Here is a 25,777-nt window from a genome sequence, read left to right on the forward strand (position 1 = left end):
ACCGTGCAGTGGTGACAAATCATTTTTGCGCCCTATCTTAGCGTCAATTGCAATTTTCAGAGTTTCCCTTGCTCATCGCCGATCTCGACGAACACGCCGCCCTTCTCGATCGTCTCGAGGCCCTCGAAGCCTACGACATCATGGATTCTCCGTCTGAACCGGAGTTCGACGGGATCGTCCAGATCGCCACCGCGCTTTGCAAGGCGCCGGTGGCGCTGATCAGTCTTGTCGATGCGGAACGCCAGTGGTTCAAGGCGCGTGTCGGGTTCAGCCCGTCTGAAACGCCGCTCTCCCAGTCGGTCTGCCGCCATGCGCTCGCCAGTTCCGATCTTCTGATCATTCCCGATCTCAAGGACGATCCGCGCACGTGCTACAACACGCTGGTGACCGGCGAGCCATTCATCCGCTTTTACGCGGGCGCACCGCTGATCACACCCGACAATATCACCATCGGCAGCCTCTGCGTCATCGACAGTGTGCCGCGGCCGCACGGTCTCGACAACGAACAACGCGAAGGACTGCGCGCGCTTGCAGGCCAGGTGATTGCGCTGTTTGAAGCGCGCCGGCTGTCGCAGCGCAAGGACGATCTGTTTCGCCGGCAGAAGAGCCTGACATCGCATATGCGGGCCGCTGCAAACGAGACGCTGGCTGCCCAGGAGGCTGGCGGCGTCGGCACGTTCGAAGTGGATATCGAGACCGGTCAGGCCAAGACGTCGCCGGCCTTTTGCCGCATCTTCCATCTGCCCGTCGCACCGATCTATCCGTCCTCCCTGTTTGAGGGAATGGTCGTGGAGAGCGACCGGGGCTTGCAGTCGAGTGACCTCGGCCGGCGGGAGGCCACGGATTCGCTCGACGTCGAGTATCGCATCAACACGGATGTCGGAATCCGCTGGATTTCGCGCACCGCCAGTTTCGTTCACGACGAGAGCGGACGGCCGATCAAGATGATCGGTGCGGTGAAGGACGTCACAGTCATCAAGCGGGCGGCCGCCCGCGTCCAGGCTCTGCTCGATCTCGGCGACCGTCTCAATCATCTGACCGACACAGAGTCCATGGCGATGGCGGCGGCCGACCTGATGGCCAAGGCACTGGATGCCACCCGCGCCGGTTTCGGCATCGTCAACCTTGCTGACGAGACGGTGCTGATGCAGCCGGAATGGACGGCGCCCGGTGTCGTGTCTCTTTCCGGCCGGCATCACTTCCGTGATTACGGCTCGTTCATCAACGATCTGAGGCTTGGCAACCCCGTCGTCATCCCCGATGTCACGCAGGACCCGAGAACCCGCGACAATGCGCAGGCACTGCTGGATCTCGATATCCGCGTCCTCGTCAATGTGCCGATCATGGATCAGGGGCGTTTCAATCTGGTCGTGTTCGCCCATCACACGCATCCCTATGCGTGGAGCACCGAAGAACTGGCCTTCCTGCGCAGCTTTGGCGATCGCATCCAGGCAGCGATTGCCCGCGTGCATGCCGAGGCCGAACAGATGGTCCTGCAGCGTGAGCTCGGGCACCGTCTGAAAAACACGCTTGCCATGGTGCAGGCCATCGCCTCCCAGACCCTGCGTCCGGTTAAGGAACGCAACCACGTGGACGCTTTCGAGCGTCGCCTGCATGCGCTGAGCACCGCACACGAAATCCTTCTCGAGCGCAACTGGAGCAGTGCCCCGGTTTCCAACGTCGTTGAAAAGACGCTCGACCGTCTCTCCGTGCGCGAGCGGATCGACATTGTCGGCGACCCTATCATGCTTGGACCCAAGGGTACGCTGTCGCTGTCGCTCGTGCTGCACGAGCTTGCCACCAACGCGATCAAGTATGGCAGTCTCTCCAACACGACAGGCCGCGTTGCCATCAACTGGCACGTGGAAGGCGAGGACGATCTCTCTTCGTTCAACTTCAGCTGGCAGGAAAGCGGCGGGCCCCAGGTTGCCGAACCGCAGGCCAATGGGTTTGGATCGAAACTTATTCGTATGGGACTGGCCGGAACAGGCGGCGTTAACGTTCGTTATGAACCATCGGGCTTCGTCGCCCAGATGCACGCGTCTCTCCCTCAGCTCCAGCAGGCAGATATCTGAATGGGATCACATACCCCGCCTTCCAGGCACGTCGTACTCGTAGTTGAGGACGAACCGCTGCTCTTGATGATGGCGACGGACCTCGTAGAAGAAGCCGGTTTCGAAGCCGTCGAGGCTCGAAGTGCCGATCAGGCAGTCGAAATTCTCCAGGAACGTAAGGATATCCGCATCGTCTTTACCGACATCGATATGCCGGGCAGCATGAACGGAATGCGGCTGGCCGCCATGGTGCGCGACCGCTGGCCGCCGATCGAGATCATCATCGTGTCCGGCCATGTGAAGCTCGGCAAGGACGATATGCCGGCCCGCAGCGTGTTCTACAGCAAGCCCTACGATGCCGCCAAGATCGCCGCCCAGCTGCACCGGATGGTCTCGCACCTCTGAATACCGGCCTGAGTGTCGTTTCCTTGAGAAAAATCTAATACGCAAGTTGTGCGCCGCACTATTTAGTTTAGCGGCACCAGCCGACTCGCGTATTGTAAGCTTTGCAAGTCCTCCGGCGGTGCCGGGTATTGCGTTGAGCACGTCGCCGGAGATGACATTCATCAACGGAGAACAGGCTTATGCGTAGCGACATGACGCCGAGCAGGCGGTGCCTTCCAACGGGCGCGGTGATTGCGTTTGTATCCGGTGTATCCACGTTCGGCATTCCCATCCCACAGGGGCGGGCGCACGAGGCCGTGAGCGGCTTCGAATACGAGTCCTACTGCTGCAACGGCAACAATCATACCGGCGACTGCCAGAGGATCCCGACCAGGAATGTCAGGATCACAAGCGGCGGTTACGAAATCATCCTGAAGCCCGGTGACCACCGTCTGGTCACCCGCACCCATGATTTCCAGCTGCCGCAGAGCGAGGCCCGTCGCAGCACCGATTCCGAATATCACATCTGTCTCTATCCGACGGAAGACACGCTGCGCTGTTTCTACGCGCCCGACATGGGCTTTTGAACGAGCAGCATGATCAGTCTCTGAAACTCGGCATCATAAGGCGCATGAAATCACGGAAGGCGCGGATCTTCTTCGAATGCCGCCGCGTCTCCTGATAGGCGAACCAATAGTCGTTGCCGTCCGAGGCCCTCAGTTCGAACGGCTGGATCAGTCGTCCGAGTGCAACGTCGTCGGCGTAGAATTCAGGCTTCAGAATCGCTACGCCCTGTCCGGCGATCGCGGCCGCCGCCTCGAAAGCCTGTGCCCCGAAACGGCTGTTCGGTCGTCCCCCGAGATCCGCATCGGGAATGCCGGCCGCGGCAAGCCACAGCCGCCACCAGACATCGCCCGCGTCGATGATCCGCAGCTTCAGGATGTCGGCCGGCTCGCGAACGCCGCCGATCGTTTCGGCCAGCACCGGGCTCAGCATCGGCGTAAAATCGCTCTTCATCAGGAAATGCGAGGTCAGTCCCGGCCAATGGCCGGTGCCGCTGCGGATCGCCACGTCGGCTTCGGTCCGGGTGAAGTCCACCACGGTCTGGGAGGTTTCGAGCCGCACCGCGATGTCGGGGTTCTGCATCTGGAATGTGCCGAGATGAGGGGCGAGCCACCGGTATGCGAATGTCGCGGTCGTGTGGATGACCAGCGTGCTCTCTGACAGTTCCTTCGTTCCCGCCACAGCCTCGTCCATGATGCCGAACGCTTCCGATATTTTTGGTGCCAGCCGCTCGCCTGCCGCCGTCAATGTCACCTGTCGCGGCCGGCGGAGGAACAGCTGGTCGCCCAAAGTCTCCTCAAGAAGCTTGATCTGATAGCTCACCGCCGTCTGCGTCATGCCCAGCTCTTCGCCGGCCCTGGTGAAACTCAGGTGCCGCGCTGCCGCTTCGAAGACGCGAAGAGCGTTCAGCGGAAAGTTCGTCGACATTTTCATGGATAAGCCCTCTTCATCCATACAGACGGATGTTCCATTGGAAACGGAGCATTTTTGCGCGCATCTTCCAAGCACAAACATCAAATCAGTGATGACTCAACAAGGGAGAAGCGGCCATGTTCAGTGGTTTGCGCGCTGCATTTCTGCGCCTGAAAACAAGCGTGGGTTTTTTGACATCGATGATCTCGGGCTCCCGCCAGCGGTGCGACGTGGAGAATGTCAGCGAGGACGAACTGCGGGCCTTCGGTCTGCTCGACGAGAGGATCACGCCCAGCACCGTCAAGCGTCGCTTCCGTTCGGAGGCGTGGGCCGAGGTGGATCGCTACCAGCGCTTTCCGTGAGGCGCGTGTCAGACCGAAGAACGCGCCGAGACACTTTCGACCGGATGCCGGGCCGGGACGCGGTGCAACAGTTCGGCGGCCACGAGCGCTGCGATCACGGCCGGGCGCTTGTCCTTGACGCTGCCATCAGCCGACACACTGCCCACCGGCAGCGTCAGCCTGGACATCATCGCCGAACTCATGTCGCGGTTCTCCGTCTGCCGCTGCAGCCAGTTCGAGAATGTGGCGCGCTTGGTGGCCGAGCCGATCATGCCGACATAGGCGAGGTCTGCCCGCAAAAGCGCCCGTTCGGCGATGAGGAAATCCAGCGCATGGTCGTGGGTGAGGATGACAGCCGCGCCACCCGGCCCAATCTCTGCCACATGCGCTTCCGGCATGGCGGTCAGCTTTGTGGAAACTTCTGGCGGCAAACCCTCCAGCGCCTCGGCCCGGGTCTCGATGACGGTCACGGCAAAGGGCAGGGGCACGAGGGCGCGTGCCAGCGCCAGACCCACATGGCCGCAGCCGAACAGGTAGATTTCGGGACGCGCGCCCTCTTCGTGGCGGATGCGGGTTTGCAGATCTGAGGCGACTTCAGGCGTCACGACAGTAAACACGAGTTTTGTGCGCCCGCCGCAGCACTGGCCGATCTCGGGCCCGAGCGGAATATCCATCACCACCGCCCCTGAGCCTGCAAGGATAGAGCGGGCATTGTCGATCGCCATATATTCGAACTGGCCGCCACCGATCGTGCCCCAGATCGCAGTGCTGCTGACCAGCATGAACGCACCTCGCTCACGCGGAGTCGAGCCCTTCGCCTCAGCGATCGCGACGAGGACCGATGCGGGGTTGGCGGCGAGAAACGCGGCAAGCGGCAGGGTCATGGTTGGGGCTCATGCGGCTGCAGCATCGCTCTTCACCCCAAAGCCTTCATCCGCTCGACCGCCATCAGCACCCTTTCCGGCGTCGCGGGCGCATCGAGCCTCGGGCAGGCGGTGTAGTCGGCAACGCTTGCCACCGCCATCGAGATCGCTTCGAGAACCGAGATCGCCAGCATGAAAGGCGGTTCGCCGACGGCTTTCGAGCGGCCGATGGTCGGTTCGGCATTTTCCGACCATTCCGCCAGCTGCACGTTGAAGATCTTCGGCCGGTCGGAGGCGAGCGGGATCTTGTAGGTGGAGGGCGCGTGCGTTCTGAGGCGACCCTTGGCGTCCCACCACAGTTCTTCGGTTGTCAGCCACCCCATGCCCTGCACGAAGGCGCCTTCGATCTGGCCGATATCGATCGCTGGATTGAGCGATTTGCCGACATCGTGGAGAATGTCGGTGCGATCCATCATGTATTCGCCGGTCAGCGTGTCGATCGAGACTTCCGACACGCAGGCGCCATAAGCGAAATAATAGAACGGATGGCCTTTTCCGGCCGCTCTGTCCCAATGGATCTTCGGTGTCTTGTAGAAACCTGCGGCGGAAAGCTGCACACGGTCGTAATAGGCGGCCTTCACGAATGTATCGAAGGGCACGGTGTCGCCGCCGATGCGGATGCGGTTGGGCAGGAATTCCACTTCCGACTGGTCCACCTTCCACTGCCGGCAGGCGAAATCCACCAGCCGCTCCTTGATCTGGCGGCAGGCATCGTAAGCGGCCATGCCGTTGAGATCGGAGCCGGACGAGGCGGCCGTTGCGGATGTGTTGGGCACCTTGCCGGTGGTGGTCGCGGTAATCTTCACCCGGTCGATATCGACCTGGAAAGCATCGGCCACCACCTGCGCCACCTTGGTATAGAGACCCTGGCCCATCTCGGTGCCGCCGTGGTTCAGGTGGATCGAACCATCGTTATAGACATGCACCAGCGCGCCGGCCTGATTGTAGGCGGTGAGCGTGAACGAGATGCCGAACTTGACCGGCGTCAGCGCGATGCCCTTGCGAATGACGGGGCTTTGCTCGTTGAACTCAAGGATCGCCTGGCGCCGCGCCTGATAGTCGCTCGACTGTTCCAGTTCCTCGACAATGCGGGCGATGACGCAGTCCTCGACCTCCTGATGATAGGGTGTCGTGGTGCGGCCGGAGCCGGGCTTTCCGTAGAAATTGAGTTTCCTTACCTCGAGCGGATCTTTGCCGACCGCGTAGGCGATTTCCTCGATCATCCGTTCGGCGCCGAGCATGCCCTGTGGCCCGCCGAACCCGCGAAAGGCGGTGTTGGAAACCGTGTGGGTCTTTAGCGGTTGCGAGGTCAGGTGCACATGCGGATAGAAATAGCTCGAATCCGCATGAAACAGCGCCCGGTCGGTGACGGGACCGGAGAGATCCGCGGAAAAGCCGCAACGCGCCGCGTAGGTCGCGTCGACCGCATGGATGCGGCCGTCCTCGTCGAAGGCGATATCGTAATCGACGCGGAAATCATGACGCTTTCCGGTCATCGACATGTCCTCGTCGCGGTCCGGCCGGAATTTGACCGCCCGGTTGAGCTTCTTTGCCGCGACGGCCGCAAGGGCTGCGAACTGGTTGCCCTGGGTCTCCTTGCCCCCGAAACCGCCGCCCATGCGTCGTGTGCGGACCTCAATCGCATGGTTCGGCACGCCCAGCACATGCGCCACCATATGCTGCACCTCGCTCGGATGCTGGGTGGAGGACCAGACGATCACGTCGTCATCCTCGCCCGGAATGGCAAAGGCGATGTGGCTTTCGAGGTAGAAATGCTCCTGGCCGCCGATCTCCATCGAGGCCTGGACCCGAAGCGGCGGCTTGCCGATCTCTGCCTCCGGCTCACCGCGTTTCAGCGTCATCGGCTCGGTCACGAACGGCGCGCCGTTGTCGCGGGCGCCTGCGATGTCGCTCCAGTGCGGAAGGTCGCGGTACTCGATCTTCGCCAGAAGTGCTGCCCGCCGCGCATGGTCGCGCGTTTCCGCAAACACCGCAAAGATCGGCTGGCCATGGAACTGCACGAGATCGGTCGCCAGCAGCGGCTCGTCATGGCGGCCGGTGGAGCCGACGTCGTTGGCACCCGGAATATCGTCCGCCGTCATCACCCAGACGACACCGGGGGCTGCTTTGACAGCGTCGAGGTCGATCGAGACGATCTGCGCATGGGCGCGATCGGCAAGGCCAAGACCGCCATGCAGCGTGCCTGCGGGTTCTGGAATGTCGTCGATATACTCGGCCTGTCCGGTCACATGCTTGTGTGCCGAATCATGCTTCAGCGACACATGCATCGGGCCGTCGATCACGGGCTTCATCGGAAAGCTTGTGTTGTCCATCATGCTTCCTCCAGCTCGAACCGGTGCAGCTCGCTCGGTGCTCCGGCGGTCTCCAGGAAGAACCGCGTCAGCAGGTTCTTGGCGGTCAGGCTGCGGTATTCAGCGGTCGCCCGCCAGTCGGTCAGGGGCTGGAAATCCGCATCGAACGCGTCGCGCACGGCCGAGACCACGCCCCAGCTCCAGGGCTGTCCTATCAGCATATCTTCCACATGGGTCGCCCGTTTCGGGATTGCCGCCATGCCGCCGAAGGCGATGCGGATCTCCTCGACCAGCCCTTCCGCATCGAGCATCAGGTAAAACGCGCCGCACAGCGCCGAAATATCCTCGTCACGACGCTTGGAAATCTTGTAGACGGCGAAATGGCTGTCTTCTGCCGGGCGCGGCACGACGATCTTTTCGACGAACTCGCCGGGCTGCCGGTCCTGCTTGCCATAGGCGATGAAGTAATTGTCGAGCGGCATCGTGCGGCGACCGGAATGGGAACGCAGCGTCAGTTCGGCACCCAGCGCGATCAGGGGCGGCGGCGTGTCGCCGATCGGCGATCCGTTGGCGATATTGCCGCCGATCGTGCCCATGTTGCGCACCTGGCTGCCGCCGATCCGGTCGATCAGCCGGCCGAAGGCGGGAACCACCGCATCCATCACGCCTTGCGCATCCGCATAACTGACGCCGGCGCCGATCGAGACGCCTCCATCCTCGATGGTGATCGATTTCAACTCGCTGAGGTGGTTGATGAAAATGACAGGGTCGAGCAGCCGCAGCTGCTTCGTCACCCACAGCCCGACGTCAGTGGCGCCGGCCACGACGGTTGCATCAGGGTTTTGGGAAAAGACTTCGGCAAAGGCCTCGACCGAGGCCGGTACGATGGAGCGTGCGCCGTCTTTCTCCACGACGATCGTGTCGGTCGCCGACTGCATGGAGAAAAGCTTGCCCATGATTTCGGTGCGGTCGCGTTCCAGCGGATCAAACAGCGCGCTCGGGCGGCTTTCCGCCACCTGTTCGGCCGCCTTGACGATCGGCTCGTAACCGGTGCAGCGACAGAGATTGCCCTGCAAGGCGCTTTCGATGTCCTGGCGCGACGGCTGTTCGTTGGAAAGCCAGAGCCCATAAAGCGACATCACGAAGCCCGGCGTGCAGAAGCCGCATTGCGAGCCATGACAGTCGACCATCGCCTGCTGCACCGGATGCAGAATGCCATCCTTTGCGGCCAGATGTTCCACCGTGACGATATGGGTTCCGTGCAGCGATCCGAGCAGACGGATACAGGCATTGACGCTTTCATAGATCAGGCCGCGTTCGCTCAACCTCCCCACCAGCACCGTGCAGGCACCACAATCGCCCTCGGCGCACCCTTCCTTCGTCCCCGTCAGCCGCCGCTTCAGGCGCAGATAATCGAGAAGCGTTTCCGTGGGGCCGAAATCTCCAAGGCTCAACTCTTCCGTGTTGAGAATGAAGCGGATCGCTGAACTCATCTGTCTCCTTCGTCCGCCGTTCCCGGCTTCTGCTGTCAATTTCATTGCGGCGGATGCCGAGGCATCCGCTCAAAGTCTCTGCCGCGACGCGACGCCCCGACGTCTCCGCCGCGACACCCACCCAACTCTCCTCATTCCTGTGCTCGTCACAGGAATCCAGCAGCGTCGCGTCCGCGACGCGGAAGGGCTTTTCCACGCGAAAGACTTCGCGTGACTGGATTCCTGTGACGAGCACAGGAATGAGGGAAACGGGGGTGGCGCCGTCACCACATCGCTTGCTTCGTGCAAGTCTACTGCGCAGTGCGGTCGACGTCGATGGAGATATTTTTGGCTGGGACGCGGAAGGCAACCTTTCAGCCGAGAGCGTTGTCCGGATCTTTCCGCCGCAGCGACCACCTAGCGTCTCCGTCGCAACACACGCCCAACTCTCCTCATTCCTGTGCTTGTCACAGGAACCCAGCAGCGTCGTGTCCGCGACGCGGAAGAGCCTCTCCACGCGAAAGACTTCGCGTGACTGGATCCCTGTGACAAGCACAGGGATGAGGGTCGTGGGGAGGACAACGCGCGGCCACGGAGAGCACGCGCAGGGAGACGGAATGAGGGAAGCGGAGACGTGCCGTTTCCTCAGTTGCACTCGCTCCCAATCGCCTCCCACGCCCAAACTACTGCGCCGTCCATCCGCCATCGATGGAGAGATGCGTCCCCGTGATACTTCTTGCCGCATCGCTCGCGAGGTACAGCGCCGCGGCGGCCACGTCCTCGACCGCGACAAATTCCTTCGTGGCCTGCAGCCGCAGCAGCACTTCGTCTCGCACCTGCGCTTCGCTGATGCCCTTTTCGCGGGCCTGGGCGGGGATCTGTTTTTCGACCAGCGGCGTCAGCACGAAGCCGGGGCAGATGGCATTGACGGTGATGCCGGATTGCGCCACTTCGAGCGCCACGCTTTTGGTGAGGCCCATGATGCCGTGCTTGGCGGCCACATAGGCGGATTTGAACGGCGAGGCGACGAGGCCGTGGGCGGAGGCGACGTTGATGATGCGGCCCTTGCCTTGCGTTTTCATCAGCGGGATCGCGTGGCGCATCGTGTGGAAGGCGGATGACAGGAGGATGGCGATCAGCTGGTCCCATTTTTCCGGCGGAAAATCCTCGATCTTTGCCACATGCTGGATGCCGGCATTGTTGACGAGGACGTCGACCGTTCCGAATGTCTTCGCCGTGCTCCGGATCAGATCCTCGATCTCGCCGGGCCTGGTCATGTCGGCCGGGTGGTAGAGGACGGTTGCGGCACCCGCCTCGTCGAGCATCCGGCAGGCGGCCTCGATTGCGTCCTTTTCTCCAAAGCCGTTGATCACGACCGTATCGCCCGCGGCTGCAAAACCCTTTGCGATGCCGAGACCGATGCCGGACGTTGAGCCGGTGACGACGACGGTTCTTGCCATTTTTATAAAACCCTCCCTAGGCCAAAGCGCCCGCGCTTGAGCGGTGCCTCGACCGGAAAGGTACGCTCAAACCTTGCGCCCTGGCAATTGCCAAGGAGTGCCGAAAGAAGGGGAGCGAGCAAGGGCCAGGCGCCAGCCTTGCCCGTGCAGCAAGCTTCAGTTTGCCGGCTTGCCCGCACCGGTTGCGGCATGGGTCGCCTGCGCGTGAGACGGGGATCGCGCCGGGTTGCCGGCCGTGTTTCTGGCGGCCTGACGCACGCGGTTGCGCCCGCCTTGCTTGGCGTCGTAGAGCAGCGTATCGGCCACCCGCAGCATCTGTGCGAAGCTCTCGCCGGCCTCCCCCTGGTAGACGCCGAAGCTTGCGGTGAGACGTCCTTGCGCGAGCGGCGTGACGGTGGTCTTTGCGAGTGCTGCGCGCAACCGCTCGGCGATATCGGCGGCCTCCGTCTCGGTTGTCTTCGGCAAGACGATGCAGAATTCCTCGCCGCCGATCCGCGCCGCGAGATCGTAGGGGCGGACATAATTGGTGGCGATTTCGCCGGCTGCCACCAGAACCTGGTCGCCGACATCGTGTCCGTGACTGTCGTTGATGGTCTTGAACTTGTCGAGGTCGAACAGGATGACCGAGATCGGTTCCGCCTGGCGCTCGGCGCGTGCCAGTTCCTGCGCAACGCGTTCGCTCAGCCAGCGGCGGTTGCCAAGCCCGGTCAAAGGGTCGGTCATCGCCTGGTGGCGCAGCTTCTGCATCAGCGTTTCGACTTCGGCGACCATCGAGGTCACAGCCGTCGCGAGCACGCCGATCTCATCATCGGCTTTGGAAAACATCCGCACCGGCTGACCTTCGTCGCGATAGGTTTTGACCGCGCGCGTCAGGCTGCGGAGCGGCCGCAGCAGCAGCCAAAGGCCCGAAAGGCAGGCCACGGTGCCGATCAGCGTGGCGCCGAGCAGCAACAGAAGAAGCGTGAGCGGCTGGGTTTCGAAACCGATCGCGAGATAGGCGATCACGGCGATCAAGGGCACGTGGATGGACAAAAAGCAGATCATGAAGATCTTGGCCGTCAGTGATTTCCTGAAAGGCTGCAGCGCCATCGGGGGGGTCGGATTCATCCCGGCTCCTTTTGAAGATACAAGTCCCCTGCGGGGTCCAAAGACCGCATAAAGCTATGGGTGCGTCCAAAAGAGGGCGCTCGCTCAAAAAGGCAAATGCGAAATTTAGCAGTTTCGCCGCTGATCCTGTGGATAACGGTGCGGCACCCGCTCGATTCCAGCCTCCATGGCGGGGAGTTGCTGTTTGACGGCGACGGCGGCATCTGCTCAAACCGTGATCAACGCGCAAATGGTGAGGGAGGGCAGCATGGCGGGTTACATCCTGGCGATCGATCAGGGAACCACGTCGACACGGTCAATCGTGTTTGACGAAACAATGCAGATCGCCGGTGTCGGCCAGACCGAGTTTCCGCAGATCTTTCCGAAATCGGGCTGGGTGGAGCACGATCCGGAGGCGATCTGGGAGAGCGTTCTCGTGACGGTCAAGCAGGCGCTAAGGGCCGCAGGCCTTGAGGCATCGCAGATCGCCGCAATCGGCATCACCAACCAGCGCGAGACCGTCGTCGTGTGGGACCGCCAGACCGGCAAGCCGATCCACAACGCCATCGTCTGGCAGGATCGCCGCACCGCATCCTATTGCGAAAAGCTCAAACGCGAGGGTCTCGAAAAGACATTCTCGAAGCGCACCGGCCTGCTGCTCGACCCGTATTTTTCCGGCACCAAGCTTTCCTGGCTGCTGTCCAATGTGAAGGGGGCGAGGGCGCGCGCCGCAAAGGGCGAACTCTGCTTCGGCACGATCGATACGTTTCTGATCTGGCGGCTGACGGGGGAAAAAGCTTCGTCACCGACGCCACCAATGCCTCGCGCACATTGATCTACAATATCGCCGACAATGCCTGGGACCAGTCGCTGCTTGATATCCTCAAGATCCCGGCCGCCATGCTGCCCGAGGTGAAGGACTGCGCCGACGATTTCGGCGTGACGGAAAAATCCCTGTTCGGCGCCGAGATCCCGATCCTCGGCGTTGCGGGCGATCAGCAGGCGGCAACGATCGGCCAGGCCTGTTTCGAACCCGGCATGATGAAATCCACCTATGGCACCGGTTGTTTTGCCGTTCTCAACACGGGACGCGACATGGTGCCTTCGAAGAACCGGCTGCTCACCACCATCGCCTACCGGCTGGACGGCGAGACGACCTATGCGCTGGAAGGCTCGATCTTTATCGCGGGCGCTGCCGTGCAATGGCTGCGCGACGGAATCGGCGTCATCGACAAGGCGTCAAAATCGGGAGATCTCGCCGCAAAGGCGGATCCGCAGCAGGACGTCTATCTGGTGCCCGCCTTTACCGGCATGGGCGCGCCGCACTGGGATGCGGAGGCGCGCGGCGCCATGTTCGGCCTCACACGAGCGACGGGACCGGCGGAAATTGCCCGCGCGGCGCTCGAAGCCGTCTGCTACCAGACCCGCGACCTCTTGGATGCCATGTGCCGCGACTGGAAGAACCGCAGCGGCGACACGGTGCTGAGGGTCGATGGCGGCATGGTTGCTTCCGACTGGACGATGCAGCGCCTCTCCGACCTCCTTGACGCGCCGGTCGATCGCCCCAAGATCCTCGAAACCACCGCCCTTGGCGCCGCCTGGCTCGCCGGCTCCAAGGCCGGCGTCTGGCCAGACCGCAAGGCTTTTGCCAAAAGCTGGGCGCGAGAACGCCGGTTTGAGCCGGAGATGGACCCGAAGACACGGGTTGCCAAGATCAAGGGCTGGAAGGACGCGGTAAGGCGGACGTTGACGAAGGGGTGAGGGGGAATTTTGGCCTCAGCCCTCTTGCTTATCTAGCACCAGTCAATTTGTCGCTTGTTGACCGACCGCTCCCAGGTCGGGCTTGTAGCCGGGTTGACTGAATGGAGCCGGCTGTTTCCGCATCGATCGTGCTTTCAACTTGGAACGAACTGCGCCGACCGATGCTGCTCCGAGCATGATTCCCAAAAGTGCGGACGTCTTGATCGAGAGAAACGCGCCGCCGAACAGCGCCGTCGTGGTGATGTAGATCGATGCCATCAGTGGCAGGATCGGCGGCGTCAGGCGGGTCGAACTCAGGACGCCTGAAAAGAGGTAGAGGCAGAGCAACATGCCTGGCAGTGTGGCACCGTAGACGAGATAGAGGATGCCGCTGTCGCCGAACCGGCTCACGTTCAAGGCGCCCGAGAACAACTCGAAGATGTTGGTACTGGTGACGACATCGAATGTGATGGCGATGCGTCGAGGGGTTTCGGACTCGGCAAGCCGGCCATCACTCATCATGTAGAAGAAAAATGCCGCGACCAGCACGATGGCCGGACCCCAAGCCGACCATGCCATTCTGATATGCGACTGAAGACATGACAGACCGAAAAAGAGGATGATCATGGCGGACGGCACACGCGAGTCGGCCAGCAGTGCCAGGACCAGGCAGGCGGCAAATGCGCCCGCGCGTTGCCAGGGGTAGTGCCGGAACCAGACGGCGAAGAACATGCAGGCGACGACTGCGAAATATCCGAGCGACAGAGGTTCCAGAAACGGTCCACCGATCCGGTGATCGGTCAGGAAGCCGAAGAAACTTCCGCCGCCGCGGTTGGCGCCGAGATAAAGCCCCATCTCGTCCGAGCCGCTGGCGAGCTGGTCGGAGACCCAGACGCGGGTGTTGCGGAAGAACGAGAGGGGATTGAACAGCGTGGTATAGAGGCCGACCAGGAACGCATCCAGAAAGCAGATGACACCGACCGCAGCGATGATCAGCTTGAAGGCCTTGAACGGAAATTGCCTGATGACACTTCCGAAGATGATGAAGATCGGGATGACCATCAGGTCGTAGTAATGTTTCGAATTGAGCTCGTTCCAGATCGACGCCAAGAGTGCAAAAACAGCAAGGCAGGCGCAGGCGATCCAGAAGCTCAACGGAAGCTGCGGCCGCCGCAGGACAGCAAAAGCAATCGCTGCTGCAGTAATCGCTAATTGAGCGACGGACGCGATAGTCGAATTGACCGGAAACAGTAGGCTGTTGGAGAAAGCAAGGGCCGTATTCAAAAGCGTTGCGGCAAACAAGACTATGCTTGCCGGCCTGTCGGCGTCGTTGTTTTTTCTATAGGTCTGCAATGGCTGCCCCAATTCCGTCAACCGCCTCCGGTTTGTGTAACTGTTCTTAGCAGATCGATGTATTCATCGACAATCGCTCAGGATTTATTTCTCGCGCTTTCGTCTGCCCGCAGTTTGAGCCGTATCTTACGGAGAGGTTGCTTATTTATCATCTTGGCACGACGATCCGTTCCGATTGGATCAGCGCAGGCCGCGGTCGCCGTCCGACCGGTGTCCCATAAAAAGACACATCATACCGGGTAAAATTCGGCAGCGCCATTTTCATGCCGGTATCGCTCGCCTATGGTCGCACCGCAAATTCGAGAAGGTGTAGAATGGTTCGGCTGCTGCGTGTTCTGTCGTTTTTTCTGGTGTCATGCTTGGCGGTCGCTGCCGGCCGGACCGAGGCGCAGGCAGGTTACGCGCATTTCATCTATGATGTGAGCGCGGGCAAGATTCTTGCGTCCGAAAATGGCGACGTGCTCAACCACCCGGCGTCGCTCACCAAGATGATGACGCTTTATCTCACCTTCGAGGCGATCAAGAGCGGCCGGATGACCTGGGACGAGCAGATCGTCATGACGCCGAACGCGGCGTCGAAGATCCCGTTCAAGCTGGGGCTGAAGCCCGGCGAGACGCTGTCCGTGCGCGAGGCGGTGCTTGCCACCGGCATCCGATCCGCCAACGACTCGGCGGCGGCGCTCGGCGATCGTCTTGGCGGTTCGGAAGAACGGTTCGCGACGATGATGACGGCAAAAGCCCGGGCGCTCGGCATGTCGAAGACGGTGTTCCGCAATGCGTCGGGCCTGCCGGATCCGGCCCAGATCACCACCGCCCGCGACATGGCGATCCTGGCTTTGTCGCTGATCCGCGACTATCCGAGCGAGTACCAGCTGTTTTCGATGCGGTCGTTCGTGTTCCGCGGCCGGACCATCCGCGGCCACAACAATCTCATGTACCGCTATCCCGGCATGGACGGGATCAAGACCGGTTTCGTCAACGCCTCCGGCTACAATCTGGCAAGCGCCGTTGTCGTCAACGGCAAGCGCTATATCGGCGTGGTGATGGGCGGCAAGTCCGCCCGCAAGCGCGATGACCAGATGGCGGCGCTGCTCGATCAGTATACCAACCCGATGCGGCCGGCAGGCGGTGCGCTTGTGGCGACGGCGGAGCCGCAAAAGCGTCCCGGCGTCCAGCCTGGGGGCCAGGCGGGAGCTCCGGCGGCGGGCCAGGTCCTCTCCTACGCCGAACAGCCGCGCCGTCAGATTTCTCCCGGCATGGCATCGTCGAGCCAGAGGACTGTCGCTGCCAGTGCTGGCGGCAGAACCCAGTCGCGCACCGGCATCGAACCGCCGGTTCCCTTGCCCTCCGCGCGGGTCGCCGATGCGTCGAGCGCTGCATCGCAGGTGGATGCCGCGTCGAACGCCGCAGGCTGGAGCATCCAGGTTGCCGCCGCCGGCAGCCGCAGGGCCGCGACCGCGATGCTGGAGCGGGCACTGCCGGTTCTCGCAGGCGGGTTCGGCCCGGCGGCACCAAGCGTCGAGGGTTACAAGGATGGCGCCCGCGAGTATTTTCGCGCACGTTTTGTTGGATTTGCCAGCCGGGAGGTTGCCGCCAGCGCCTGCGCCTCGCTGCAGGCGAAATCGATGACCTGTTTCGTGGTGCGCTGAGGCCTTACTCGATCGTTTCGCCGGGATAGACGCCCCACAGATCCGCCTGTCTGACGAAGCCGGCAAGCCGCCGGTTCTGCAATTGCGCGCGGCACCAGCGGCCGTCGCACCTGACGATATCGAGTTTCACCTCCGCTTGCAGCTGCGCCACCGGCCGCCCGTCGGATGCGGGCGCGATGCGCAACGGCACCGTCTCCTTGATCCAGGGGCCGACCACGGCGGTGCGGTTGCCGGAGAGAAGCGCTGCAAACATCCAGCCGCTCGCGCCTTGCTGGTCACGCACGCGCCGCCAGTTTCCGTATTCCTCGATGATTTCAAGCGGCAGGCCACGGGCGGAATAGACAAAGGATGTCGGGTGATCCAGCGAGGGCCCGACCCGCATATGCGCCGTTCGTGATTTCAGCGACACAAAGCGGGGGATCGGAAACCCGGTCGAGCGGCCTTTCTTCCAGCCGTCGTTGAACGCGGCTTGCGCCTGCGGCACGCTGCCCCCCGTTTCGACCGGTGACAGGATGGCGATCAGGACCAGGAGAGCGGGCAAGGCTCCTCTGGCGCGCGTTCCGATTTTTCCGTTTGTTTTCATTAACCCGCCATCGTTGCTGCAGCCAGCTAAGGCCGGCTGCGGCATTCAAGTCGGTCGTGGTTAGCAGGGCGTTAATCAACGCCGGCTCCGGGGACACGATGCACTCACGATGGGGTTATCGGTCGTCGCTCCCGGCCTGCGCCCGGTAGTCCCTGACGAGCCCTTCGTAAGCGTCCATCGGCGGAAATTCCGCGAAGCTGTGGGTGGCGCCCGTGTTTGCCCAGGGGAATTTCGTCGAGGTGAAGGTTTCGATGAACGGCGCAAACCAGTCGGCATCGTCCAGCATGGTCGGCCGGATGTTGACGAACCCGTCCATCCCTGTCGCCTTCGTGTAGAGCCAGCTCTTGCAGCGCGAGCAGTGGTAGTGATGGACATCGTCGCCATGCATGCCGCCGATGACAGGCTTTCCCGCTGTGACCTCGAAACCATCGGCAGGAATGGCGGCCGAGCAGGAGAAGGCGCTGGCGCTCATCTTCTGGCAACCCTTGCAGTGGCAGGCCATCGTGACCAGCGGCGCTGCGCTGATCCGGAAGCGGATTTCGCCGCAGCGGCAGGACCCATCGAGCGGCAGTTTCGGCATCGGCATCTCCTCAGGTGACCCCGAGGAGATAGCGCATCATGCTGACAATGTCAGGCGGGGCGTTTCGGGATGTCCAGTCCGCGCTGCACGGCGGGACGGGCTAGGCCGCGTTCCAGCCATTCCGGCACATGGACAAGCTCTTCATATCCAACGAGGTCGCCGGCACCGTAAAAGCCGATCAGGTTGCGAACCCATCCGAGCATGGAAATGTCGGCGATCGTGTATTCATCGCCCATCACCCAGTCGCGACCGGCGAGCCTTGTTTCCAGCACTCGGATCAGCCGTGCGCTCTCCTTGGCGTAGCGGTCGCGCGGGCGCTTGTCCTCGAAATCCTTGCCGGCGAATTTGTGGAAGAATCCGAGCTGGCCGAACATCGGACCGAGCCCGCCCATCTGGAACATCACCCATTGGATCGCCTCGTAACGGCCGGCCGGGTCGGCGGGCAGAAACTGTCCCGTCTTTTCGGCAAGATAGATCAGGATCGCACCCGATTCGAACAGCGCCAGAGGCTTGCCGCCGGGACCATCCGGATCGAGGATTGCCGGGATCTTGCCGTTCGGGTTGAGCGACAGGTACTCCGGCTCCCAGGTCTCGTTCGCGCCGATATTGATGAAATGCGGCTCGTAAGCCAGGCCCGTCTCCTCCAGCATGATCGAAACCTTCACGCCATTCGGCGTGGGCGTCGAATAGAGCTGAAGGACTTGAGGGTTTTGGGCGGGCCAGCGGGTGGTGATCGGATAAGCGGAAAGATCGGCCATGGGGGATCCTCGGGTTGAACTATCCAGAACACCCTAGTTCGGTGACTGTCCGTGGAAAAGAGGAAACGTTTCCGTGGCTGTCAGCCCGAATTGCACCACAAAAAAGCCGGGCGTCCTTGCGGACACCCGGCTCCATTCATTCCGTCCAGGCCGCCGCGATTACAAAGCGATGTCCGGGACTTTCTTGACGTCGCCAGCGGGAGTTACCGTTGCGCTGGCGGCGGCTGCTGCGTTGACCGCCGGGGAGGCGATGGCCAGCTGCAGACGGGCTTCCGTGGCGGCCCATGCCTTGGCAAGCATGTCCGGGTTCTCGTTCAGCTTCTGGCCGTAGCTCGGAACGATCGTGTGGACGCGTTCCTGCCATTCCGGTGTCTTCAGCTTTTCGGCGAACACCTTCTTCAGAACGTCGAGCATGATCGGGGCTGCGGTCGAGGCGCCAGGCGAAGCGCCGAGAAGGGCTGCGATCGAGCCGTCCTTGGCTGCGACGATCTCGGTGCCGAGCTTCAGCACGCCGCCCTTGACGGGATCGCGCTTGATGATCTGCACGCGCTGGCCGGCCTGCCACAGGCGCCAGTCCTCGGCCTTGGCATTGGGGAAGTAGACCTTGAGCGCTTCGAAGCGGTCGTTGTCGGACATGATCAGCTGGCCGGCGAGATACTGGACGAGCGCGAACTCGTCGGTGCCGACCTTGACCATCGGCCAGATGTTGTCGAGCGTGACCGAAGCCGGCAGATCGAACAGCGAGCCTTCCTTCAGGTACTTCGTCGAGAAGGTGGCGAAGGGGCCGAACAGGATGTGGCGCTTGCCTTCGAGCACGCGCGTGTCGAGATGCGGGACCGACATGGGCGGAGCGCCGGTCTCGGCCTGGCCATAGGCCTTGGCGAGGTGACGTTCGACGATCTCAGGCTTGTCGCAGACGAGGAACGAACCACCGACCGGGAAGCCGGCATAGTCGTCGCCTTCCGGAATGCCGGACATCTGCAGAAGCGGCAATGCACCGCCGCCGGCACCGATAAAGACGAATTTCGCGCGGACCGTTTCGGATGCGCCGGTGTCACGGTTGGAATAGCTGACCGTCCAGGTGCCGTCGTCGTTCTTCTGCATGTCGTCGACTTCCGACGAGGTGCGCAGGGTGAACGTCTGCTGGGCCTTCAGGTGCGCCACGTACTGGCGGGTGATTTCGCCCCACTCGACGTCGGTGCCGAGCGGGCTCCAGGTGACGGCGAGCTTCTGGTTCGCGTCACGGCCTTCCATCATCAGCGGAACCCATTCGGCGATCTTGGCGTGATCGTTGGAGAATTCCATGCCGGAGAAGAGCGGGCTCGCCTTCAGCGCTTCGAAGCGCTTGGCCAGGAACGCGGTGTTGTCTTCGCCCCAGACGAAGCTCATGTGCGGCGTCGAGTTGATGAACGAGCGCGGATCCTTCAGAACGCCGACATCGACCTGGTGTGCCAGGAACTGACGGGTGACCTGGAACGCTTCGTTGATTTCGATGGCGCGGTTGATCTGGACATTGCCGTTGCTGTCCATCGGCGAATAATTGAGTTCGGCGAGCGCCGAGTGGCCGGTGCCGGCGTTGTTCCAGCCGTTGGAGCTTTCCATCGCGACCTTGTCGAGGCGCTCGATCATTTCGATCGTCCAGGTCGGCTCGAGCTGCGAGATGAGAACGCCGAGCGTGGCGCTCATGATGCCGCCGCCGACGAGGAGAACGTCGACCGTCTTTTCGGGAGAGGTGGTTTGCGCCCAGCTCGGAAGCGTCGTTGCGCCAAGTGCAGCAGCGCCGCCCGCAGCGGAGCCGAGAAGCTGGCGACGGCTGACCGCCATGCCGCTTGTGGAGGACGAAATGTTATTGTTCTTGGAAGGCATCGCCACCTCGGAATTGTTGGTGTTTCGCTCCTCCCGCGGCGGTCTCTAAGGGATTTATCATAGACCGACAAGCCCCCGTTGCGGCATTTTGTCGGTAGGACAGCGTGACGCGGCGGCTGTTCTTCAAAAGATGATTGAATTCATCTTGTTTTGATCCGGCGGCGTGGATATAGGGCCCGTGCGCCCATCGTCCTTCAATAGGGAACCACTCTCGTGACAGCGATTAAGTCTCTTCTGGCCGTCTCCGGCCTTTGCGCCGCTCTTGGTCTCGCGACTGCCGATCTTGCCGAGGCGGCAACCCAGTACCCGCTGACGATCGACAATTGCGGCGCTTCCGTCACCTTCCATAAGGCCCCGGAACGGGCCGTCGGACTTGGCCAGAACAGCGCGGAAATCCTGCTGATGCTCGGGCTCGAGGACAGGATGGTCGGAACCGCTTTCTGGCCGAGCAAGGTTCTGCCGCAACTGGAAGAAGCCAATGCCAAGGTGAAGCTGCTGACTGTCGAATTCCCGACATTCGAGAGCATTCTGGCGCAGAACCCGGATTTTGCCGCCGCCGCGCTGCCGAGCCTGATCGGCCCGACCAGCAAGGTTGCCAAGCGCGAGGATTTCGAGAAAGTCGGCGTCCCCACCTATATCTCGCCCAGCACCTGCCTTTCCACCGAAAAGGTGAAGAACGAATACGGCAGCCGCGACCAGCTTTGGAATATGGACCTGCTCTATAAGGAGATCGCCGAGCTTTCGCAGATCTTCGACGTTTCCGAGCGTGGCGAAGCGGTCATCGCCGATTTCAAGGCGCGTGAGGCAGCCCTTCGTTCGAGCGTTGCCAAGGACGGCAAGACACTCTCCTACCTGTTCTGGTTCTCCAGCCAGTCGCCGACCGCCGATGCCTATCTCGGCGGCAAGAACGCGGCCTCCGGCTTTATCGCCGATCTCTTGGGCGGCAAGAATGCTGTGACTGCGGAAGCCGAATGGCCGACGCTTGGATGGGAAAGCATCATCGCTGCCAATCCCGATGTGATCGTGGTCGCCAATCTCGACCGCAACCGTTGGGAGCTCGACAAGCCGGACGCCAAGATCAAGTTCCTGACCACCGATCCGGCCGTCAGCCAGATCGCGGCCGTCAAGAACAAGGCGATGGTGGTGATGGACGGTCAGGCGATGAACCCGACGATCCGCACGATCTACGGCGCCGAACAGGTGGCCTCGCAGCTCAAGGCGCTTGGTCTCCTGAAGTGAGCGAAACGCAGCGACCGATCCCGCAGCAGAGCCGGCAGCCGGGGCTGCAGACTGGGCGGCAGCTTGCCGTCCTGTTCGGCCTACTGCTGGCGTCACTGGCCGCCATCGGTCTCGTGGTCGGAGTGAGCGTCGGGATCGGCGATCTGCCGATCCCGCTTTCGACGACCTATGCCGCGATCACCAACCGGCTGGGCTGGACGGCGATCGCGCTCAACCGCATCCACGAGACTGTGATCTGGGACTACCGCCTTAGCCGGGCGCTGGTCGCGTCGTTTTGCGGTGCGGGTCTCGCGCTGTCGGGCGCCATCATGCAGTCGCTGCTGCGCAATCCCCTGGCCGAACCCTATGTGCTGGGCATTTCCGCCGGCGCCTCCACCGGGGCTGTGGCAATCGTCATTCTCGGCCTCGGTGCCGGAACGGTGTCGCTTTCGGCCGGTGCCTTTGCCGGCGCATTCGCGGCCTTCTTCTTCGTGGCGCTTTTGTCGAACGGCGCGCGCGGCGGGGCGGACCGCACCATTCTTGCAGGCGTTGCGGCATCGCAGCTGTTCAACGCGGCAACCTCCTATATCGTCACCACATCCGGCAACGCGCAGCAGGCGCGCGACGTGATGTTCTGGCTGCTCGGCAGTTTCGGCGGCGTGCGCTGGCCGGAATTCATGCTCGTCTCGGTCATCGTCGGCGTGTGCCTGATCGTCTGCCTGTTCTATGCGCGGGTGCTCGACGCGTTTGCCTTCGGAGACGAGGCGGCCGCCTCGCTCGGCGTCAATGTCGGTCGGGCCCGCATCGTGCTGTTTGCGCTGACGGCGATCATGACGGCGACGATCGTCTCGATGGTTGGAACGATCGGCTTTGTCGGTCTCGTCGTGCCGCATGCGGCGAGGTTCATCGTCGGGCCTTTGCATATCCGGCTGCTGCCGGCCTGCGCCATCGTCGGTGCAATCTTCATGGTGCTGGCCGATATCGCCTCGCGGGCGCTGATCCCGCAGCAGGTTCTGCCGATCGGCGTCGTCACGGCTTTGGTCGGCGTGCCGTTCTTCTCCGTCATTCTCTACCGGTTCCAGAAGTCGTCATGAGCATCGAAGCGGAAAATCTCAGCTGGAAGATCGGCCGCAAGACCATTCTCGATGGCGTGTCCTTCGCGGCCGAACCGGGTAAGATCGTTGGGCTGCTCGGGCCGAACGGATCGGGCAAGACCTCGCTTTTGCGCCTGATCGCGGGATTGAAGACCCCGCATGCGGGCAAAGTGACGCTTGATGGCCGGGATATCGGCACGATCGGGCGCCGCGCGATCGCGCAGAGGGTGGCGTTCGTGGAGCAGCATGCGACGACCAATTCCAGTCTGCGCGTGATCGATGTGGTCAAGCTCGGGCGGTTTCCGCACCGGTCGATGTTTTCGGGCTGGTCGCTGGACGACGACGAGGCGGTGAGTGAGGCGCTGGAACGCTCCGGCATGGTGGAAAAGCGCAACGACCGCTGGCAGAGCCTGTCGGGCGGCGAGCGGCAGCGCGTGCATATAGCCAGGGCGCTCGCGCAATCGCCGAAGGAACTGATCCTCGACGAGCCGACCAACCATCTCGACGTCCAGCACCAGATCAGCCTCATGCGGCTGGTTGCCGGTCTGCCGGTCACAAGCGTGATCGCGCTGCACGATCTCAACCACGCCGCGATGTTCTGCGACAGCCTGATCATCCTGCAGCAGGGCAAGATCGTTGCATCAGGGACACCGGAGGAGATCATCACGCAGGAACTTCTGAGGGACGTGTTTTCGGTCGATGCGCGGGTGGAAACCTCGTCGCATCACGGGCGGCCGCATATCCACTATCTGCGATAGAAAATCCTGGATTCACACTTCCCTCGCGACGCATTCGTTGTAGGCTCATGTCCTCAGCACGTTGAACACGCACGGGAGAGAGACGGATGACACACGCCGCTTACGCACTGCAGATCGTCCGCGAGTTCGATGTGCCGGCCGAGAAACTCTACAAGGTCTGGACGACGCCTGAGCGGTTCGGCGAGTGGTTCTGCCCGCTGCCCTGGAAGGTGACGCAGGCGCGCGCCGACCTTCGCCCCGGCGGCGAGAGTTTTGTGCTGATGCAGGGGCCGGAAGGCGAAACGGTGCCGAATGCCGGAGTCTATCTGGAAGTGGTGCCGAACAAGAAGATCGTCTTCACCGACGCCTATACCGCCGGGTGGGTGCCCTCGGCCAAGCCGTTCATGACCGGCATTATCGAGTTCGAGGATATCGGCGGCGGACGCTCCCGCTACACGGCAACTGCCGTCCACTGGGCCGAGGAAGACATGATCGCCCACCGGGACATGGGGTTCGAGCAAGGCTGGGGCGTGGTTGCGGACCAGATGGCCGAGATTGCCAAGAAGATGTAGGTTTCACCGAGTCCTTTCAAGCTGTTGGGTCCTATTGCTCGTGTCCTTAATCCGCCAACGGTGCGGCTGACGACGTGAATCCGGGTTTGCCTTCAACTGTCTGAAAACGGATTCCTTTTTGCCTATCCACTCAATCGAACGAACCGTTCGAGAAAATCCGGTTTGCGGGATGTCTGTCCGGTGACTATGTAACTGGCATCAGCAACCGGATATCTTCTGACGATGGAACTCGGCCTTTACACTTTCGGTGATCTCGACCCGACCACGCTCAACAAGGGTGGGGAGGCGGCACGGCGGGTGACGAACCTTCTGGAGGAGATCGAGCTTGCCGACCAGGTGGGACTCGACGTGTTCGGGCTCGGCGAACATCACCGGGCCGACTATGTGATATCGTCGCCGGCGACGGTGCTTGCGGCGGCGGCTGTGCGGACGAAAAACATCCGGCTGACGAGCGCCGTCACGGTTCTGTCGTCGGAAGACCCGGTGCGGGTGTTTCAGGAATTCGCGACGGTCGACCTCATCTCCGGCGGCCGGGCCGAGATCATGGCCGGGCGAGGCTCGTTCATCGAATCCTTCCCGCTGTTCGGCTACGACCTTGGCGATTACGACGACCTGTTTTCGGAAAAGCTCGATCTGCTGCTCGCGCTGCGCGACAACGAGATCGTGACCTGGCAGGGCGAGAAGCGTGCGCCGATCAATGGCCGTGGCGTCTATCCGCGGCCGTTGCAGAACCAGATGCCGGTGTGGATCGCGGTCGGCGGTACGCCGCAGTCTGTGGCGCGGGCAGGGGCCATGGGCCTGCCGCTTGCGGTCGCCATCATCGGCGGGGAATATCCGCGCTTTGCGCCGTTCTTCAAGCTTTACCGCGAGGCGGCGACGCGGGCCGGGCACGATGCCGCCGCTCTGCCAACCAGCATCGCTGTCCATGGTTTCATCGCCGACACGACCGATATGGCTGCCCAGCAGTTCTACGGGCCGCAGGCTTCTGTGATGGACCGGATCGGTCGCGAGCGCGGCTGGGGGCCGACCAACCGGGCGCATTTCGACCAGGCCCGTGGTCCGATCGGCAATCTCTTTGTCGGCGAGCCGGAGCTGGTGGCGGAAAAGATCATCGCTGCCCACACGGTGTTCGGCATGAGCCGTTTCATGCTGCAGATGGCGATCGGCCTGATGCCGCATGATCAGATCATGCGCGGCATTGAACTCTACGGCACGAAAGTGGCGCCGATCGTCAGAAAAGAGATCGGGAGCCCAAAAAGCATTTGACGGGCCGGGTCGTTGGCGCGAAACCGGCGACCTTACAGAGAGTGGACGTGCGGGACGGATGATCATTTCGAACGAAGACGAGCTTGCAAAGCTCAAGGAGATCGGCAGGCTCTGCGCCCGTGCGGTGGATCTGATGGGCAAGGCGCTCGAGCCCGGGATCACCACCCGCGAACTGGATGCGATCGGCCGCAAGCTTCTGGAAGACAGTGGCGCGCAGTCGGCCCCGGAGCATGACTACCAGTTTCCCGGCGCGACCTGCATTTCCGTCAACGAGGAAGTGGCGCACGGTATTCCCGGCGACCGGGCGATTGCGGCTGGCGATCTCGTCAATATCGACGTTTCGGCGCTCAAGGATGGATTTTACGGCGATACCGGCGCGTCATTCTGCGTGCCGCCGGTCAAGCGCGAGGTCGAAAAGCTGTGCCGCGACGGCAAGCGGGCGCTGTGGACCGGGTTGCAGCAGGTGAAGACGGGAAAGCCGATTGCCGGCATCGGCAACGCGATCGGGGCGTTTGCCAAGAAGAACCGCTATACGCTGATCACCAATCTTTCCAGCCACGGCATCGGCCGCTCGCTGCACGAGGAGCCGGGTGAAGTGCCGACATGGCCGGATCCGCAGGAAAGCCGTATCATGGAGGAGGGGCTGGTGTTTACCATCGAGCCGTTCCTGTCTCTCGGCGGCGAATGGGCCGAAGACGGCGACGACAAGAGCGATCCGTGGACGCTCTACAGTCAACCCAAGGCGCCGACCGTGCAGTTCGAACACACGATCGTGGTGACGCGCAACGGGCCGCTGATCCTGACGCTGGCAGACTAGGCTATCCTAGCTCTGTCAGCAGACCGGCCGAAGAGT

Annotated in this window: 22 protein-coding genes and 1 pseudogene; 12 read left to right on the forward strand and 11 right to left on the reverse strand. The window is 62.2% G+C overall.

What is annotated here, in order from left to right; translation table 11 throughout:
* Window positions 1-68 precede the first annotated feature (68 nt).
* The 3 genes from ACQY1J_RS09530 (at window position 69) to ACQY1J_RS09540 (ending at window position 3,025) form a co-directional block, all read left to right on the forward strand.
* On the forward strand, window positions 69-2,075 hold the full coding sequence (locus tag ACQY1J_RS09530; RefSeq protein WP_430251301.1) for a GAF domain-containing protein: 2,007 nt from the start codon (window positions 69-71) through the stop codon (window positions 2,073-2,075).
* Complete coding sequence (locus ACQY1J_RS09535; RefSeq protein WP_092660231.1) at window positions 2,076-2,459, forward strand: response regulator; 384 nt, start codon at window positions 2,076-2,078, stop codon at window positions 2,457-2,459.
* A gap of 179 nt (window positions 2,460-2,638) precedes the next feature.
* Window positions 2,639-3,025, forward strand: coding sequence for a hypothetical protein (locus ACQY1J_RS09540; RefSeq protein ID WP_244508742.1), 387 nt, complete (start codon window positions 2,639-2,641; stop codon window positions 3,023-3,025).
* Between the two features lie 13 nt (window positions 3,026-3,038).
* On the opposite strand, the gene ACQY1J_RS09545 is transcribed toward ACQY1J_RS09540, so the two are convergent.
* Entirely contained in the window at window positions 3,039-3,935 is an 897-nt protein-coding gene (locus ACQY1J_RS09545; RefSeq protein WP_244476133.1) for a LysR substrate-binding domain-containing protein, read from the reverse strand.
* Between the two features lie 161 nt (window positions 3,936-4,096).
* On the opposite strand from ACQY1J_RS09545, the gene ACQY1J_RS09550 reads away from it, so the two are divergent.
* Window positions 4,097-4,276, forward strand: a complete 180-nt coding sequence (locus ACQY1J_RS09550; protein ID WP_174196375.1) for a hypothetical protein — start codon at window positions 4,097-4,099, stop codon at window positions 4,274-4,276.
* An 8-nt stretch (window positions 4,277-4,284) separates the two neighbouring features.
* On the opposite strand, the gene xdhC is transcribed toward ACQY1J_RS09550, so the two are convergent.
* From xdhC to ACQY1J_RS09575, 5 genes are all read right to left on the reverse strand, one after another.
* On the reverse strand, window positions 4,285-5,139 hold the full coding sequence (xdhC, locus tag ACQY1J_RS09555) for a xanthine dehydrogenase accessory protein XdhC (protein WP_430251302.1): 855 nt from the start codon (window positions 5,137-5,139) through the stop codon (window positions 4,285-4,287).
* Window positions 5,140-5,171: 32 nt separating this feature from the next.
* Window positions 5,172-7,511 (reverse strand): xanthine dehydrogenase molybdopterin binding subunit, encoded by a 2,340-nt coding sequence (xdhB, locus tag ACQY1J_RS09560; RefSeq protein WP_430251897.1) that lies wholly within the window; start codon window positions 7,509-7,511, stop codon window positions 5,172-5,174.
* The gene (gene xdhA, locus ACQY1J_RS09565; protein WP_430251303.1) at window positions 7,511-8,983 is read right to left on the reverse strand and encodes a xanthine dehydrogenase small subunit; all 1,473 of its coding nucleotides are present in this window, start codon (window positions 8,981-8,983) and stop codon (window positions 7,511-7,513) included. Before xdhA ends, xdhB begins: the two co-directional genes overlap by 1 nt.
* Before the next feature lie 662 nt (window positions 8,984-9,645).
* The gene (locus tag ACQY1J_RS09570; protein ID WP_113167739.1) at window positions 9,646-10,422 is read right to left on the reverse strand and encodes a 3-hydroxybutyrate dehydrogenase; all 777 of its coding nucleotides are present in this window, start codon (window positions 10,420-10,422) and stop codon (window positions 9,646-9,648) included.
* A 156-nt stretch (window positions 10,423-10,578) separates the two neighbouring features.
* Entirely contained in the window at window positions 10,579-11,529 is a 951-nt protein-coding gene (locus tag ACQY1J_RS09575; RefSeq protein ID WP_082472015.1) for a GGDEF domain-containing protein, read from the reverse strand.
* A gap of 247 nt (window positions 11,530-11,776) precedes the next feature.
* Here ACQY1J_RS09575 and glpK point away from each other — a divergent pair.
* A pseudogene (gene glpK / locus ACQY1J_RS09580) lies at window positions 11,777-13,269 on the forward strand (glycerol kinase GlpK).
* Window positions 13,270-13,311: 42 nt separating this feature from the next.
* On the opposite strand, the gene ACQY1J_RS09585 reads toward glpK, so the two are convergent.
* Window positions 13,312-14,403, reverse strand: coding sequence for a hypothetical protein (locus ACQY1J_RS09585; RefSeq protein ID WP_192086213.1), 1,092 nt, complete (start codon window positions 14,401-14,403; stop codon window positions 13,312-13,314).
* 512 nt (window positions 14,404-14,915) lie between these two features.
* On the opposite strand from ACQY1J_RS09585, the gene ACQY1J_RS09590 reads away from it, so the two are divergent.
* A complete protein-coding gene (locus tag ACQY1J_RS09590) occupies window positions 14,916-16,250 on the forward strand; it encodes a D-alanyl-D-alanine carboxypeptidase (protein ID WP_062455530.1) in 1,335 nt (444 codons plus the stop codon).
* A gap of 4 nt (window positions 16,251-16,254) precedes the next feature.
* Here the strand turns inward: ACQY1J_RS09590 and ACQY1J_RS09595 are convergent, their stop codons facing one another.
* The 4 genes from ACQY1J_RS09595 to mqo form a co-directional block, all read right to left on the reverse strand.
* Entirely contained in the window at window positions 16,255-16,791 is a 537-nt protein-coding gene (locus ACQY1J_RS09595) for an SH3 domain-containing protein (protein ID WP_430251304.1), read from the reverse strand.
* A gap of 157 nt (window positions 16,792-16,948) precedes the next feature.
* Complete coding sequence (locus tag ACQY1J_RS09600; protein WP_430251305.1) at window positions 16,949-17,419, reverse strand: GFA family protein; 471 nt, start codon at window positions 17,417-17,419, stop codon at window positions 16,949-16,951.
* A 44-nt stretch (window positions 17,420-17,463) separates the two neighbouring features.
* Window positions 17,464-18,171 (reverse strand): glutathione S-transferase N-terminal domain-containing protein, encoded by a 708-nt coding sequence (locus tag ACQY1J_RS09605; RefSeq protein ID WP_430242950.1) that lies wholly within the window; start codon window positions 18,169-18,171, stop codon window positions 17,464-17,466.
* 159 nt (window positions 18,172-18,330) lie between these two features.
* Window positions 18,331-19,995 (reverse strand): malate dehydrogenase (quinone), encoded by a 1,665-nt coding sequence (gene mqo / locus ACQY1J_RS09610; protein WP_430251899.1) that lies wholly within the window; start codon window positions 19,993-19,995, stop codon window positions 18,331-18,333.
* A 255-nt stretch (window positions 19,996-20,250) separates the two neighbouring features.
* On the opposite strand from mqo, the gene ACQY1J_RS09615 reads away from it, so the two are divergent.
* The 6 genes from ACQY1J_RS09615 (at window position 20,251) to map (ending at window position 25,741) form a co-directional block, all read left to right on the forward strand.
* Entirely contained in the window at window positions 20,251-21,276 is a 1,026-nt protein-coding gene (locus tag ACQY1J_RS09615) for an ABC transporter substrate-binding protein (RefSeq protein WP_062582824.1), read from the forward strand.
* Between the two features lie 44 nt (window positions 21,277-21,320).
* Entirely contained in the window at window positions 21,321-22,349 is a 1,029-nt protein-coding gene (locus ACQY1J_RS09620; protein ID WP_430251901.1) for a FecCD family ABC transporter permease, read from the forward strand.
* A complete protein-coding gene (locus ACQY1J_RS09625; RefSeq protein WP_430251306.1) occupies window positions 22,346-23,107 on the forward strand; it encodes an ABC transporter ATP-binding protein in 762 nt (253 codons plus the stop codon). Before ACQY1J_RS09620 ends, ACQY1J_RS09625 begins: the two co-directional genes overlap by 4 nt.
* An 86-nt stretch (window positions 23,108-23,193) precedes the next feature.
* On the forward strand, window positions 23,194-23,658 hold the full coding sequence (locus tag ACQY1J_RS09630) for an SRPBCC family protein (protein WP_430251307.1): 465 nt from the start codon (window positions 23,194-23,196) through the stop codon (window positions 23,656-23,658).
* Between the two features lie 222 nt (window positions 23,659-23,880).
* Window positions 23,881-24,924: an LLM class flavin-dependent oxidoreductase gene (locus ACQY1J_RS09635; RefSeq protein ID WP_430251308.1), complete on the forward strand. Its 1,044-nt coding sequence runs from the start codon at window positions 23,881-23,883 to the stop codon at window positions 24,922-24,924.
* Between the two features lie 58 nt (window positions 24,925-24,982).
* Window positions 24,983-25,741 carry a type I methionyl aminopeptidase gene (gene map / locus ACQY1J_RS09640; RefSeq protein WP_430251309.1) on the forward strand — a complete coding sequence of 253 codons (759 nt, stop codon included), beginning with the start codon at window positions 24,983-24,985 and terminating at the stop codon, window positions 25,739-25,741.
* The last annotated feature ends 36 nt before the right edge of the window (window positions 25,742-25,777 follow it).

The organism is Neorhizobium sp. DAR64860/K0K1 (assembly GCF_050500205.1).
GTDB classification, from domain to species: Bacteria; Pseudomonadota; Alphaproteobacteria; order Rhizobiales; family Rhizobiaceae; genus Neorhizobium; species Neorhizobium soli.

Excerpts from the sequence above, each read along its gene's own strand:
- ACQY1J_RS09535 (WP_092660231.1), top strand. The coding sequence starts at position 2,076 with ATGGGATCACATACCCCGCCTTCCAGGCACGTCGTACTCGTAGTTGAG.
- ACQY1J_RS09540 (WP_244508742.1), top strand. The coding sequence starts at position 2,639 with ATGCGTAGCGACATGACGCCGAGCAGGCGGTGCCTTCCAACGGGCGCG.
- ACQY1J_RS09545 (WP_244476133.1), bottom strand. The coding sequence starts at position 3,935 with ATGAAAATGTCGACGAACTTTCCGCTGAACGCTCTTCGCGTCTTCGAA.
- xdhC (WP_430251302.1), bottom strand. The coding sequence starts at position 5,139 with ATGACCCTGCCGCTTGCCGCGTTTCTCGCCGCCAACCCCGCATCGGTC.
- xdhB (WP_430251897.1), bottom strand. The coding sequence starts at position 7,511 with ATGGACAACACAAGCTTTCCGATGAAGCCCGTGATCGACGGCCCGATG.
- xdhA (WP_430251303.1), bottom strand. The coding sequence starts at position 8,983 with ATGAGTTCAGCGATCCGCTTCATTCTCAACACGGAAGAGTTGAGCCTT.
- ACQY1J_RS09570 (WP_113167739.1), bottom strand. The coding sequence starts at position 10,422 with ATGGCAAGAACCGTCGTCGTCACCGGCTCAACGTCCGGCATCGGTCTC.
- ACQY1J_RS09575 (WP_082472015.1), bottom strand. The coding sequence starts at position 11,529 with ATGAATCCGACCCCCCCGATGGCGCTGCAGCCTTTCAGGAAATCACTG.
- ACQY1J_RS09590 (WP_062455530.1), top strand. The coding sequence starts at position 14,916 with ATGGTTCGGCTGCTGCGTGTTCTGTCGTTTTTTCTGGTGTCATGCTTG.
- ACQY1J_RS09600 (WP_430251305.1), bottom strand. The coding sequence starts at position 17,419 with ATGCCGATGCCGAAACTGCCGCTCGATGGGTCCTGCCGCTGCGGCGAA.
- ACQY1J_RS09605 (WP_430242950.1), bottom strand. The coding sequence starts at position 18,171 with ATGGCCGATCTTTCCGCTTATCCGATCACCACCCGCTGGCCCGCCCAA.
- mqo (WP_430251899.1), bottom strand. The coding sequence starts at position 19,995 with ATGGCGGTCAGCCGTCGCCAGCTTCTCGGCTCCGCTGCGGGCGGCGCT.
- ACQY1J_RS09625 (WP_430251306.1), top strand. The coding sequence starts at position 22,346 with ATGAGCATCGAAGCGGAAAATCTCAGCTGGAAGATCGGCCGCAAGACC.
- ACQY1J_RS09630 (WP_430251307.1), top strand. The coding sequence starts at position 23,194 with ATGACACACGCCGCTTACGCACTGCAGATCGTCCGCGAGTTCGATGTG.
- ACQY1J_RS09635 (WP_430251308.1), top strand. The coding sequence starts at position 23,881 with ATGGAACTCGGCCTTTACACTTTCGGTGATCTCGACCCGACCACGCTC.
- map (WP_430251309.1), top strand. The coding sequence starts at position 24,983 with ATGATCATTTCGAACGAAGACGAGCTTGCAAAGCTCAAGGAGATCGGC.